Raw genomic sequence first — 12,006 nt, 5'->3', positions numbered from 1 at the left:
TCTTGCCCTGATCCGCCGCGTTTGCGATAGCGCGGTGTTGCCTGTGCAGGCTACTTGAGCAGCGCTTGCAGATCCTCGGGCAGCGCCTGCGGGGTCAGCGGACCGACGCGACGCGTACCCGGATTACCCAAGGGGAATAGGCCTAACAACGAGCCCAGACTACCGGGGATGCGCAGCAACTGCGCCAGCCCTTCGGCCCAGTCACGCTGGCGCCAAGCCCAGGCCAGCATCCATAGGTGGCTGCGCAGGTGTTCGCTGAAATAGCGCTGGCCGAGAATATGCGCGCGTTCCAGATGGCCCAGCTCGGCGGCGGGGTCAAGGCCGCGCTGGGCGCGGGACAATTGGTATTCCTGCAGGAAGGCTTGTTCGCGGGTCATGGCAACACTCCAATGTAAGCTGCGGCGCCAGTCTGCAAGTGCGGGGCGGCCCCCAGGTCAAGCAACAACAGCTAATCTTCAACAACCCATCATCTAGAGGAAAACGCATGCCGCGCGCCCTGCTCACTCTTGTGCTGTGCCTGTTACCCAGTGTTCTGCTGGCCGATAGCCTGGACGGCCATTACCTGACCACGCTGGACGGCCAGCCAGCCGAAATGCACCTGCGCAGCCAGGGCCAGCAGGTCACGGGGGAATATGTGGAGGGCGGCAGGTTGCGCCTGCAGATCAGCGGCAGCTTTGACGGCCAGCTGCTCAGCGCGCAGATCAGCGAAGCGCAATCCGGGCAGTTGATCGCCAATATGAATGCCACCTACGCCAACGGCGTGCTCAACACCCATATCGCCGCGCGCAATCCGACGACTGGGGCAACCCTAGAACGCAAGGCGCTGTTTCACCGGCAAAACCTTAGCGCGGCAGCGGCCACGCCAAGTAGCAACCCGAGCAGCAACGCAACACGCGACCCGGCGCTGATCGGCACCTGGGTACACGAGAAGATCATCAACAGCGGCGGCGCCAATTTCGCCTCGATGACCACTCAGATGATTCTGCAACTGCAGGGCGACGGCAGCGTTTCGCAATGGACACGCAGCGTGGCAGGTGGCGCCGACTGGAACTACGACAGCCCTGGCGAGCTGCAATACAGCGGTCGCTGGCAGAGCAACAACGGCCTGTTGGAAGTGCAGATGCAGGGCCGCAGTGACTACCAGCCTGCCGCCTACTATCGCTTCAGTGACCAGTACCTGGTCACTGAGAGCAATACCGGCAAGCTGATCTGGCAGCGTCGCCGATGACCGATCAGGCCGGCTGGTGCAGACGCGCGTTGAACAGCGGCCCACGGCTATAAGCCGACAGCGCCTTGGCGGCGGCCAGCACACCCAGATCAACCAGTGGCTCGATCAGGATCACGCTCATATAGGCCAGACCGAAACTGCCCACGGCCGCCAGGTTCTCGCCGGAGAAACCATTGCCATAGAACGCCCAGAAGCCGACCCAGGCAACGATTCCACCCTGATAAGCCGTCGACAGCGCCAGCGCCTGCTTGTAGGAGAGGTCCACGTAAGCGGTGCCCGGCGCGATGATGCGCTTGGCCAGCAGACTGATAGCCCACAGCGGCACCAGCAGCGTGGTGACGTTCATGCCGTACTGCGGCAGGTCAAACTGGGCAAACAGCAAGCCCTGCAACAACAAGCCAAGCGCCAGACCGATCGCCGTGGCACCGGCGCCGAACAGCAACAACAAGGTCGAACCGAGGATCAGGTGCACCTCGGAAACCCCGACCGCATGATGCGGAAAGACCTCGAAGAAGCAGAACACCAAGGCAGTGGTCAGCAGGCTACGCAGCGCCAGGGCGGCGGCGCCACCGTTGCTGCGTACGCTGTCGAGGGCAAGCTTGGCCGTGAGGCCAAAGGCACCTGCGGCGGTTGCATAACTGAGGAAGAGTTTGGCGCCAGTAACGACTTCGGGTTCGATGTGCATAGAGGTTCCTGTATCGCGCCCACCGCGCGATGATCTGGATAGAGGGGATGGGCTTAAGTGCCCGGCTTCGATGGCAGGTCTCCTGGCTCACGGCTTGATACTTCGCCCGCCTTCCCGACTTTGCGGTCAGTGGCATCTGGGCGTTATTCACCGTTTACAGTTGCGGGGGCAGCCATGGCTTCGCACCGGTCGTGGTGCTTTCCATGTTCCCTTTTCATCCAGTCGCATCACACGAGCTGGAACCATCGGCGGCCACCTTACCCGGCGGCTGAGAGAAATGACAGAGTCTGGCGTTTACCGCGCAGGTAAACCAACGGACTGAGTAGCGCCTGACTCCGTATGACGCAAGCAGGTGAAGACGCCACTGGCATTGGCGCACAGCTGCCCCTGGGCATCGTGCACCGTGGCCTGTACTGCGACCTGTCGCCCATCGCGTTGCTGCACACGGGCTTCGGTACGTAGCGGCAAAGCCGCAAGACCAATCGGACGCAGGTAATTTACCTGCAGGCTGGCGGTCACATAGACCTCTTCGGCGCAGGCCTGCGAATACACCGCCAGCCCCAGCGCCGCATCGAATAGCGTGGCGGTGTAGCCGCCGTGTACTCCGCCGAGCGGATTGAAGTGCACGCCTGGCGGCTGACTGCTGAAGCTCGCCACTCCGGTTTCCGCCTGCAGCTGAGTGATAACGTAGTCCGTACCGATATCACCGGCCAGCCAGGCCTGTAACTGCTGAAAAAGACTGGCGTGCATGCTCGGCGCCTTAGATCAGATGCGGCGTACTGCGCGCCACTAGCGCTTCTACATTCACCCCGCGCGGCAGGGTGCCGTAGACCCGACCACCCTGCCCGCCCAGACGGCTGGCGATAAAGGCATCGGCGACCACGGCATTGCCTGCTTCCAGCAGCAGCTTGGCCTGCAGCGCCAGGGCCACGTCTTCGGTGAGCTGGCGGGCGCGGTACTGGATATCGGCGGTGTCGCGGAAGTCCGCCTGCAGCTTGGCGATATGCACCTTGAGGCGTGCATCACCATGGCCGTCGCCGAGCTCATGGAACAGCGCATCGAGTACACCCGGCTCCTTGGACAGGGCGCGCAGCACGTCCAGGCACTGCACGTTACCTGAGCCTTCCCAGGTGGAGTTGACCGGCGCTTCGCGGTACAGGCGCGGCAGGATGGTGTCCTCGACATACCCGGCGCCACCCATGCATTCAGCGGCCTCGTTGATCATTGCCGGCGCGCGTTTGCAGATCCAGTACTTGCCCACGGCGGTGACCAGGCGGGCGAACTTGTCCTCCTGCTCGTCATGCGGGTTGTCCAGCGCCTTGCCCATGCGCATGGTCAGCGCCAGAGCCGCTTCGCTTTCCAGGGCCAGGTCGGCCAGCACGTTCTGCATCAGCGGCTGCTCGCTCAGTACGCGGCCGCCAACCTGGCGATGGGCGCAGTGGTGCGCAGCCTGGGTCAGGGCCTGACGCATCAGGGCGCTGGAGCCGATCATGCAGTCGAAGCGGGTCAGCGCGACCATCTCGATAATGGTCGGCACGCCACGGCCTTCTTCGCCGACCATCCAGGCCAGGGCGCCGCGAAATTCCACTTCGCTGGAGGCGTTCGACCAGTTGCCCAGCTTGTTTTTCAGGCGCTGGATATACAACTCGTTGCGCGTGCCATCCGGACGATGGCGCGGCAGCAGAAAGCAGGTCAGGCCCTTGGTGGTGTATGCCAGGGTCAGGAAGGCATCGCACATCGGTGCCGAGCAGAACCACTTGTGGCCGACCAGCTCGTAGGCCTGGCCCGGGCCGCCAAGGCCGACTGGATAAGCGCGGGTGGTGTTGGCGCGCACATCGGTACCGCCCTGCTTCTCGGTCATGGCCATGCCGATGGTCGCGCCGGTTTTCTGCTCGATCGGCAGGTTGCGCGGGTCGTACCGGGTGGAAAGAATTTTCGGCAGCCACTTCTCGGCCACATCGGCCTGCAGCTTGAGCGCGGGCACGCTGGCGAAAGTCATGGTCAGCGGGCAACCGCTGCCAGCCTCGGCCTGGCTGTGCAGGTAACTCATGGCGGCGCGCGCCACCTGAGCGCCGGCACGCGGGTCGGTCCAGGGCATGGACGGCAGACCATGCTCAATGGCTGCGCTCATCAACTGGTGATAAGCCGGGTGAAACTCCACCAGATCGGCACGATGACCATAGCGGTCGTGGCTTTTGAACACCGGCTTGTTTTCGTTGGCGAGAAAGCCTGCGGCCATCAACTCGCCGCCGGCCAGGCCGCCATACACATCCAGGCGCTGCTCGGCCCAGCCGCCGCCGAAGCGCTTGCTCCACTCCTGCAGCGGCAGGTCAACGCGATACAGGTTGGCACCGTCCAGCGGCGGCACTTGGTTAAACACTTCATGGGTTTCGGCGTGTTGGCTGGCATTCATGGCTGAGGCTCCTCTTTTTTGGGCAATGGGGCGAGCAATGGGGCGCCCACGGCGCGTAGACAAAAGGTGACCAGGGCCTGGCTGACTTCAGCCAGGCTGGGGGCGGGATAACCGGCCTCGCGGGCCGCACGGGCGGGCGGCGACAAAGGGCCGACCAGGGCTTCGGCGATGGCGCCAACCAGGCAGGCGGCGACCAGGTTGATCTGCTGCACACGGAACACGCCTTGCGCAGCGCCTTCCTGCAGCAATTCGACGAACAGATCGGCATAGGCTTCGCGATAGAACAGGCGCTGCTCGTCGACTTCCGGGTCGACTGGCTCGGCGATCAGGGCGAAGGCCAAGCGGCGGCTGTCCCAGGCCCGCGCAGCAAAACGCTCAAGCCCTGCGGCCAAACGCTGCACCGGGCTGCCAGGGCCACGCACGCTGACCGCTAACGCATCCACTTCACGCTGGCTGGCCACCGCAAACACCTCGGCCGCCAGGCTGCCCTTGCTGCTGAAATGGCGGTACAGACTGCCAGTGGCAATACCGACATCCTCAGCCAGCGCCTGCATGGTCAAGGCAGCAAAACCGCCCTCAGCAACCCGCACCAGTGCGGCGCCAATGATGCGCTCACGCAGTGCTTGATCGCGGTCGATACGCAGGGCGGTGGTGCGATAGGCCATGGTCTGAATCCTGATTCACTATTGCTCAAGTGAATCAGGATTCAGAGTTTGACTAAAGGGCGATTCCGGGCACAACAGCAGGCATATTAGCCAGCCGTTGGCGCATACAACTCAATAATAAATTTACGATCTCGCGAGCTAGAGCCATACAAGGCAAAAGCAGGCGAGGAAGCGGAGTTTACGAGCTGTAAATGAGCATTCCGAGCCTGCTTTTAACGCAGTAGGGCCGACGCGCAGCAGATCGTAAGATCAGGACTCGCGGCAGAGCACCCAGTCGTGCAACAGATTGCGCAGCTGCTCGAACTTCACCGGCTTGGCCAGGTAGTCGCTCATACCGGCGGCCAGACAGCGCTCGCGGTCGCCGCTGTGGCTGTGGGCGGTGATCGCCAGCACCGGCAGCAGCTGGCAACCGGGCAAATTGCGCAGCGCCCGGCAGGTGGCGAAACCATCCATTACCGGCATCTGACAATCCAGCAGCACGGCGTCGATGGGCTCGTTGCGCAGCACTTCCAGCGCTTCGGCACCGTTATCGGCGGTGCGCACCTGATAACCCAGCTTGAGTAGCATGCCACGGGTTACCAGTTGGTTGATCGCGTTGTCTTCGACGATCAATACCGTGCACTGCTCAGGCGCGCGCAGCGCCGGGCCGGTGGCGCGCAGCACGACGGCGGCTGGAGTGGTCATCTGCACCGGCAAGGCCAGTGGCAGTTCCAGGCGAAAGCAGCTGCCCTGCCCCGGATGGGATTCATGGCTGAGGTCGCCGCCAAGCAGGTCGACCAGTTGCCGGCAGATCGCCAGGCCAATACCCAGACCGCCGTACTCACGGGTCATGGAACCATCCAACTGCTGGAAGCGCTGATACAGCTTGCCGTCGACCGGCACGGCGAAGCCCACGCCAGTGTCGATCACCTCGATACGCAGCGGCAGAATATCGCTGGCCGTGCCGCCGCGAGTAACCCGTACACGCACGTCGCCATGCTGGGTGAACTTGATGGCGTTATCCAGCAGACAGTTCAGGCTCTGCACCAACTTGCTGGCATCGCCCTCAAGGGTGTCGGGCAGGCTGTCATCCAGCTCCAGCACAAAACGCAGGCCTTTCTCCTCTGCACGCGGTGCGTGCTGCGCACGCAAACCATCAAACAGCCCACGCAGACTGAACGGCTCACGCCGTGGGTACAGGCGCCCTGCCTGCAGCTCGGTGAGAGCGAGGATGTCATTGACCATGCGCATCATGTCGCGGGCGGAGCTGGCGGCCGTGCGCTGGTAGTGCGCCAACTCGCCATCGATCTCCAGCATCTGCATCAGCTCCAGCGACCCGATCACCCCGTTCATCGGTGTGCGCAGTTCGTGGGTGACGGTGGCGAGGAATTCATCCTTGAGGCGGTTGCTGTTGGCCAACTCCTGGTTGAAGGCTTCAAGCTTGAGTCCGGCCTCCTGGAGGATGCGCGTGCGCTCTTCCTTCATCGCGTTGATGCGGTCGGCCAGGGCCAGCGAAAGCAGGCCGACTTCCAGCGCTGAGCCGATCTGGCTGGCATACATGGTGAGGAACATGTTCGGCAGGTAGCCCAGCACCATCAGGGTGTTGATCATTCCGCCGGCGAGAAAGGCGGTCCAGGCGATGATGAAATAGCGCGCCACGCGCATGCCGCGCATCCAGGCGAGGATACCGGCGCTGAAGATCACCACGGTAAAGCCCAGCGCCAGGTAGGTGGCCAGGCGCAGCGACAGCGCGTAACTGGCCGTCAGTGCCAGGGTCATCACCAGCACGCCAGAGGCCATCATCAGCAACAACGCACGATCGACCCAGGGACTGTGCTCGGCGGTGTGCAGAAAACTGCGGGCGAACTGACAACCAAACAACGCCGCCGCACCAATCAGGAACGGCGTGGCGGCGTTCGCCCACCAGGGGCTGTTGGGCCAGAAATACTCGATGGCCGCGCCGTTGACCGACAGCTGATAGAAACCGAACGAGGCGATATAGAGGATGTAATACAGGTAGCTGGTATCGCGCACGCTAAGGAAGATAAACAGGTTGTAGATCAGCATCACCAGCAGCACGCCGTAGATGATGCCCAGCACATAGATGCGTGCCGGCTGTTCTTCCAGATAGGCGTTGGGCGCCCAGAGGGTCAGCGGCGCCTGAATCGAACCCTGGCTTTCCAGGCGCAGGTAAACGCTTTGCCGCTGTGCCGGCGGCAACCTCAGCTCAAACACATAATTGTGCTGTTTGATTTCGCGACTGGAGAACGGCAAGGCATCGCCAGTGTGCTGACTCAGCTGATAACGCCCCTGTGCATCGGGCAGGTACAGCTGCACATGATCAAGCGGCGGGTAGGCCAGCTCCAGCAACCAGGGCTGCGCACCTGTGGCCTGTTGCGGACGGTATTCCAGATCCAGGCGCAGCCAGAACACCGAGCGCGAATAACCGGCGTTCAGTACGCCCTTGTCGTGCTGGCGGAAACTGGCCTGCAGGGCCGGCGAGGTGATGTCCTCGATGCTGGCATCGCCGCGTACATCCTCGAATACCGACATGGCCTTGCCGAGCGGCAGGCTGCGGGTGTTTTCGTCAAAAACCAATGCCCCGGCCAACCCTGGCACCAGCATGAAGAAACAGAGGAGGATGTAGTGCATGCAACTCAGCCAGAGTAAGCCAGCAGCGCATTAAACAGCGCCACAGGAACGGTGTATTCAGAAGTTCCGCACTCTAGCATAGGCATTTGCGCCAGAGTCCCAGGAAAAACCTGAACTGTCTGGGGTTTTTCGCCTTAGCTGACACAGACTGCAGCACGGTATGCGCATGCGACAGATCGTCCGCCAGGCGGGCTTTCCTGGCGTTTCGAGGTCTGCAAGCCGTGGTTTGGTGGTAAGCTCGCGCACCATGAAAATGCCTACCTCTCGCCCCGTAGTGCTGTGCCTGTCCGGTCATGACCCCAGTGGTGGTGCCGGCCTGCAAGCCGATATCGAAGCCCTGCTCGCCCAATGCTGTCACGCTGCCCCTACTGTGACCGCGCTGACCGTGCAGGACACCGTCAACGTTTCCGATTTTCGCGTGCTCGACCGCGAGTGGGTATTGGCCCAGGCCAATGCAGTGATCAATGACCTGCCGGTCGAAGCGGTCAAACTGGGCATGCTCGGCTCGGTCGAGATGGTCGAAACCGTGCTGGAAATCATGCAGCGCCTGCCGGGCATCCCGCTGGTCTGCGACCCGGTGCTGCGCGCCGGTGGTGGTGGCGCACTGGGCAAGGACGAAGTCGGCTTTGCCATGCGCGAGCGCCTGTTTGCCGTCTCGACCATCGCCACGCCGAACCTGCCGGAAGCACGCATCCTCGCCGAACTGCCCGACGGCAGCGCCGATGAGTGTGCCGAGAAGCTGCTGCCGTATATCCAGCACCTGCTGATCACCGGCGGCCATGGTGATGAGCACGAAGTGCACAACCGCCTCTATAGCCGCGACGGCAGCCGCCACACCTTTACCTGCCAGCGCCTGCCCGGCAGCTACCACGGCTCCGGCTGCACCCTGGCCAGCACCTTGGCCGGGCGCCTGGCCCTGGGTCAGGAACTGGTCAGCGCTGTGCAATTTGCCCTCGACTACACCTGGCGCACCCTGCGCGACGCCGAACAACCTGGCCACGGCCAGTTTATTCCGCGCCGCCTGCCGCTAGACCTCTCTTGATGGAGCGCCTCAGATGAAACTGCGTGGCCTGTATGCCATCACCGACAGCGAGTTGCTCAAGGGCAAACTGCTGCCCTACGTCGAAGCCGCGCTCAAGGGCGGCGCGACATTGCTGCAGTACCGCGACAAATCCAGCGATGACGCCCGCCGCCTGCGCGAAGCCGAAGCGCTGCGTGAGCTGTGCAACCGCTATGGCGCCGCACTGATCATCAATGACGACGCCGAACTGGCCGCCCGCCTGGGTGTGGGCCTGCATCTGGGCCAAGGCGACGGTTCGCTGTCCGTCGCCCGCGCCCTGCTTGGGCGCCAGGCGATTATCGGCGGCACCTGCCACGCCCAGCTCGAGCTGGCCGAGGCCGCAGCCAAGGAAGGCGCGAGCTATGTCGCCTTTGGCCGCTTCTTCAATTCCAACACCAAGCCCGGCGCACCGGCTGCCGACGTCGCGTTGCTGACGGCGGCGAAAGCCAAGGTCAACCTGCCGATTGTCGCCATCGGCGGCGTGACCCTGGACAACGCACCTGAGCTGATTGCCCACGGCGCCAGCATGGTCGCGGTGGTGCACGGCCTGTTCGGCGTCGACTCGGCTGCTGAAGTCGAGCGCCGCGCCCGCGCCTTTAGTGCCCTGTTTATTTCTAACTAATCGTTTTTCAGGGGCGACACGGCTCGCCCCGGCTCCCAGCTTGAGAGGCCCTGCCATGTCCCGTTCCGAAACCCTCTTCGCCAACGCGCAAAAGCACATCCCCGGTGGAGTCAACTCGCCGGTGCGCGCCTTTAAAAGCGTCGGCGGCACCCCGCTGTTCTTCAAGCACGCCGAGGGCGCCTACGTCACCGATGAAGACGACAAGCGCTACGTCGACTACGTCGGCTCCTGGGGCCCGATGATCCTCGGCCACAGCCACCCGGAAGTCCTCGACGCGGTGCGCAACCAGTTGCAGCACGGCTTGTCCTATGGCGCACCGACCGCCATGGAAACCGAGATGGCCGACCTGGTGTGCAGCCTGGTGCCGTCGATGGAAATGGTGCGCATGGTCAGCTCCGGCACCGAAGCGACCATGAGCGCCATCCGTCTGGCACGTGGTTACACCGGTCGCGACAACATCATTAAATTCGAAGGCTGCTACCACGGTCATTCCGACAGCTTGCTGGTGAAAGCCGGCTCCGGCCTGCTGACCCAGGGCGTGCCGAGCTCGGCCGGCGTGCCGGCGGACTTCGCCAAACACACCCTGACCCTGCCATTCAACGACCTGGCCGCCGTCGAGCAGATGCTCAGCGAGGTCGGCTCGACCGTCGCCTGTATCATCGTCGAGCCGGTAGCCGGCAATATGAACTGCGTACCGCCGGCACCGGGCTACCTGCAAGGCCTGCGCGAGCAGTGCGACAAGCACGGCGTGGTGCTGATTTTCGACGAAGTGATGACCGGTTTCCGCGTTGCCCTTGGCGGCGCCCAGGCGTATTACGGCGTGACCCCGGACCTGACCACCTTCGGCAAGATCATCGGCGGCGGTATGCCGGTGGGCTGTTTCGGCGGCAAGCGCGAAATCATGCATTGCATCGCCCCGCTCGGCCCGGTCTATCAGGCCGGCACCCTGTCCGGTAACCCGCTGGCCATGGCTGCCGGCCTGGCCACCCTGCGTCTGATCAAGCGCCCAGGCTTCCACGCCGAGCTGACCGACTACACCAGCCGCATGCTGCAGGGCCTACAGGACCGCGCTGATGCCGCCGGAATTCCGTTCGTCACCACCCAGGCGGGCGGCATGTTCGGCCTGTATTTCAGCGGCGCCGACGATATCGTCACCTTTAATGATGTGATGGCCAGCGATGCCGAGCGTTTCAAGCGCTTCTTCCACCTGATGCTGGCCGGCGGCGTATACCTGGCACCAAGCGCCTTCGAGGCCGGTTTCACCTCCATCGCCCATGGCGATGCCGAGTTGAAAATCACCCTGGACGCCGCCGAGCGCGCCTTCGCTGAGCTGAAGAAAGCCTGATGCAGTACAGCACCGCCTTTAGCGACGCTGTTCTGGCCCTGGCCTGTCTGGCCTGCGCAATTGCCATCGGCAAAGCCCGCAAGCACCATGGCGAGGCCGATCAGCCGGCGCTGTTCTGCGCCCTGCTGGGGTTTCTCCTGCCGGCTGCTGCGGCGGCCGTTGGTGTGGTTCGCTTCGGCATCGACCCCGGCGCACAAGCCGCACATTTGTGGCTAAGCCAGGCCAGCAGCTTTCTCGGCCTGCCATTGCTCGGCGCCGCCGCGCTGGCTTTGGGCCGTGGCTGGCAATGGAGTCGCGCCAATTGGGGACGCATTCTGCTGGGGCTGTGCGCCTTCTTTGAACTGTTCCGGCAGATGAACCTGCTGGAGGATTACCGCCTGCTGCTGAATCTGGCGACCCTGCTGCTGATTGTCTATGCCGGCGCCATGCAGTGGCCCAGGCATGCGCCACTGGCTGCGGCGATTGCGGTAGTCGGGCTGTTTCTGCTGGCCGGTTTAGCCGTTGGCACCGAGGGCTTTATCGGTTCGTTACGCCGGGTTGACCTGTTCCACGCCCTGCTGACACCCGCCTACCCACTGCTGGCCTGGCTGCTACTGAGCCTGCCTGGCAGCGCAAAACATGGCCGCACGGAAGAAAACCCGGTAAAGACTTTGTAAGAACGCCGCTGCTTATTTCATAATGTGATGGCTGCCGCGTTCCGGCGGCCAGGCACATCGCCTGTTGTGCATCCCGAGGTAAACGGATTTTCATGAAACGCACCGGCCGCACCCTGTCCCTGGGCTGCCTGTTGCTCCTGCTGCCACTGCTCGCCTTGGCGAGCGGCAACTCCTTGCTGATCCCCGCGCTTGGCAGCTGCTCACTCAACACCGCCCCCGAAGAACTGCCCACCGCCCTTGAGGCCTGCGAGCAGGCCGCGCGCAATGGTGACCTGCAGGCGGAGTTCGAGCTGGGCGAGTTCTATTACGACGGCAAGCGCGTCGAACGCGATCTCAGCCAGGCGCTGCAATGGTTCGAGCAGGCCTCGCTGCAAGGCCACGCGCAATCGCAGTACCGCCTGGGCATGATGTTCTTCCGCGGTGAAGGTGTACCGGCGAACGCGATACAGGCTTATATCGTGCTGAAGATGGCCGCAGTGAACGGCTCGGACGAAGCCATGGACAGCGCCGACCTGATCGCCGCACAGATGCCGCGCAACGAACTGGAAATCGCCAGCCAGGTGCTCGGGCAGATCTTCCGCAACTACCTGCTGGAACTGCAGAACGCCGACACCTTCACCTCGCCGTTTGCCCCGCTGCCCTGATTCAACCCATCTAACACGCTTAGACGCTGCTTAAGATCTCGCGAGCTAGAGCCCTGC

The 12,006-nt window shown here is 63.2% G+C and carries 12 protein-coding genes and 1 riboswitch; of the genes, 6 read left to right on the top strand and 6 right to left on the bottom strand.

Features of this window, described 5'->3' with window-relative positions:
• Window positions 1-50 precede the first annotated feature (50 nt).
• The gene (locus Q8M42_RS08920) at window positions 51-377 is read right to left on the bottom strand and encodes a DUF3703 domain-containing protein (RefSeq protein WP_304866611.1); all 327 of its coding nucleotides are present in this window, start codon (window positions 375-377) and stop codon (window positions 51-53) included.
• 107 nt (window positions 378-484) lie between these two features.
• Here Q8M42_RS08920 and Q8M42_RS08915 point away from each other — a divergent pair, with 107 nt between their 5' ends.
• Entirely contained in the window at window positions 485-1,228 is a 744-nt protein-coding gene (locus tag Q8M42_RS08915) for a hypothetical protein (protein WP_304866614.1), read from the top strand.
• A gap of 4 nt (window positions 1,229-1,232) precedes the next feature.
• On the opposite strand, the gene Q8M42_RS08910 is transcribed toward Q8M42_RS08915, so the two are convergent.
• From Q8M42_RS08910 to Q8M42_RS08890, 5 genes are all read right to left on the bottom strand, one after another.
• Complete coding sequence (locus tag Q8M42_RS08910) at window positions 1,233-1,913, bottom strand: energy-coupling factor ABC transporter permease (protein ID WP_304866617.1); 681 nt, start codon at window positions 1,911-1,913, stop codon at window positions 1,233-1,235.
• Window positions 1,914-1,967: 54 nt separating this feature from the next.
• A riboswitch (cobalamin riboswitch) is annotated at window positions 1,968-2,175 on the bottom strand.
• A 32-nt stretch (window positions 2,176-2,207) separates the two neighbouring features.
• Entirely contained in the window at window positions 2,208-2,663 is a 456-nt protein-coding gene (locus Q8M42_RS08905) for a PaaI family thioesterase (RefSeq protein ID WP_304866620.1), read from the bottom strand.
• Window positions 2,664-2,673: 10 nt separating this feature from the next.
• Window positions 2,674-4,326, bottom strand: coding sequence for an acyl-CoA dehydrogenase family protein (locus Q8M42_RS08900; RefSeq protein WP_304866623.1), 1,653 nt, complete (start codon window positions 4,324-4,326; stop codon window positions 2,674-2,676).
• Window positions 4,323-4,991, bottom strand: a complete 669-nt coding sequence (locus Q8M42_RS08895; RefSeq protein ID WP_304866626.1) for a TetR/AcrR family transcriptional regulator — start codon at window positions 4,989-4,991, stop codon at window positions 4,323-4,325. Before Q8M42_RS08895 ends, Q8M42_RS08900 begins: the two co-directional genes overlap by 4 nt.
• Before the next feature lie 249 nt (window positions 4,992-5,240).
• Window positions 5,241-7,622, bottom strand: a complete 2,382-nt coding sequence (locus tag Q8M42_RS08890; RefSeq protein ID WP_304866629.1) for a hybrid sensor histidine kinase/response regulator — start codon at window positions 7,620-7,622, stop codon at window positions 5,241-5,243.
• 247 nt (window positions 7,623-7,869) lie between these two features.
• Between Q8M42_RS08890 and Q8M42_RS08885 the strand changes: the two genes are divergently transcribed.
• The 5 genes from Q8M42_RS08885 to Q8M42_RS08865 all read left to right on the top strand — a co-directional run bounded on the left by Q8M42_RS08885 (window position 7,870) and on the right by Q8M42_RS08865 (window position 11,949).
• On the top strand, window positions 7,870-8,664 hold the full coding sequence (locus tag Q8M42_RS08885; RefSeq protein ID WP_304866632.1) for a hydroxymethylpyrimidine/phosphomethylpyrimidine kinase: 795 nt from the start codon (window positions 7,870-7,872) through the stop codon (window positions 8,662-8,664).
• Between the two features lie 13 nt (window positions 8,665-8,677).
• On the top strand, window positions 8,678-9,304 hold the full coding sequence (thiE, locus tag Q8M42_RS08880; RefSeq protein WP_304866634.1) for a thiamine phosphate synthase: 627 nt from the start codon (window positions 8,678-8,680) through the stop codon (window positions 9,302-9,304).
• A 55-nt stretch (window positions 9,305-9,359) separates the two neighbouring features.
• A complete protein-coding gene (hemL, locus tag Q8M42_RS08875; protein ID WP_304866637.1) occupies window positions 9,360-10,649 on the top strand; it encodes a glutamate-1-semialdehyde 2,1-aminomutase in 1,290 nt (429 codons plus the stop codon).
• Window positions 10,649-11,305 (top strand): hypothetical protein, encoded by a 657-nt coding sequence (locus Q8M42_RS08870; protein WP_304866640.1) that lies wholly within the window; start codon window positions 10,649-10,651, stop codon window positions 11,303-11,305. Before hemL ends, Q8M42_RS08870 begins: the two co-directional genes overlap by 1 nt.
• A 92-nt stretch (window positions 11,306-11,397) precedes the next feature.
• Window positions 11,398-11,949, top strand: a complete 552-nt coding sequence (locus tag Q8M42_RS08865) for a tetratricopeptide repeat protein (RefSeq protein ID WP_304866643.1) — start codon at window positions 11,398-11,400, stop codon at window positions 11,947-11,949.
• Window positions 11,950-12,006 lie beyond the last annotated feature (57 nt).

Origin of the sequence: Pseudomonas sp. (assembly GCF_030684895.1) — a bacterium.
Taxonomy (GTDB): Bacteria; Pseudomonadota; Gammaproteobacteria; order Pseudomonadales; family Pseudomonadaceae; genus Aquipseudomonas.
The sequence above is the reverse complement of the archived record's forward strand: the minus strand, read 5'-3'. Positions and strand labels throughout refer to the sequence as shown.

What these genes read in the sequence shown, in the direction of transcription:
- Q8M42_RS08920 (WP_304866611.1), bottom strand. Translation starts at nt 377, where the DNA reads ATGACCCGCGAACAAGCCTTCCTGCAGGAATACCAATTGTCCCGCGCC.
- Q8M42_RS08915 (WP_304866614.1), top strand. Translation starts at nt 485, where the DNA reads ATGCCGCGCGCCCTGCTCACTCTTGTGCTGTGCCTGTTACCCAGTGTT.
- Q8M42_RS08910 (WP_304866617.1), bottom strand. Translation starts at nt 1,913, where the DNA reads ATGCACATCGAACCCGAAGTCGTTACTGGCGCCAAACTCTTCCTCAGT.
- Q8M42_RS08905 (WP_304866620.1), bottom strand. Translation starts at nt 2,663, where the DNA reads ATGCACGCCAGTCTTTTTCAGCAGTTACAGGCCTGGCTGGCCGGTGAT.
- Q8M42_RS08900 (WP_304866623.1), bottom strand. Translation starts at nt 4,326, where the DNA reads ATGAATGCCAGCCAACACGCCGAAACCCATGAAGTGTTTAACCAAGTG.
- Q8M42_RS08895 (WP_304866626.1), bottom strand. Translation starts at nt 4,991, where the DNA reads ATGGCCTATCGCACCACCGCCCTGCGTATCGACCGCGATCAAGCACTG.
- Q8M42_RS08890 (WP_304866629.1), bottom strand. Translation starts at nt 7,622, where the DNA reads ATGCACTACATCCTCCTCTGTTTCTTCATGCTGGTGCCAGGGTTGGCC.
- Q8M42_RS08885 (WP_304866632.1), top strand. Translation starts at nt 7,870, where the DNA reads ATGAAAATGCCTACCTCTCGCCCCGTAGTGCTGTGCCTGTCCGGTCAT.
- thiE (WP_304866634.1), top strand. Translation starts at nt 8,678, where the DNA reads ATGAAACTGCGTGGCCTGTATGCCATCACCGACAGCGAGTTGCTCAAG.
- hemL (WP_304866637.1), top strand. Translation starts at nt 9,360, where the DNA reads ATGTCCCGTTCCGAAACCCTCTTCGCCAACGCGCAAAAGCACATCCCC.
- Q8M42_RS08870 (WP_304866640.1), top strand. Translation starts at nt 10,649, where the DNA reads ATGCAGTACAGCACCGCCTTTAGCGACGCTGTTCTGGCCCTGGCCTGT.
- Q8M42_RS08865 (WP_304866643.1), top strand. Translation starts at nt 11,398, where the DNA reads ATGAAACGCACCGGCCGCACCCTGTCCCTGGGCTGCCTGTTGCTCCTG.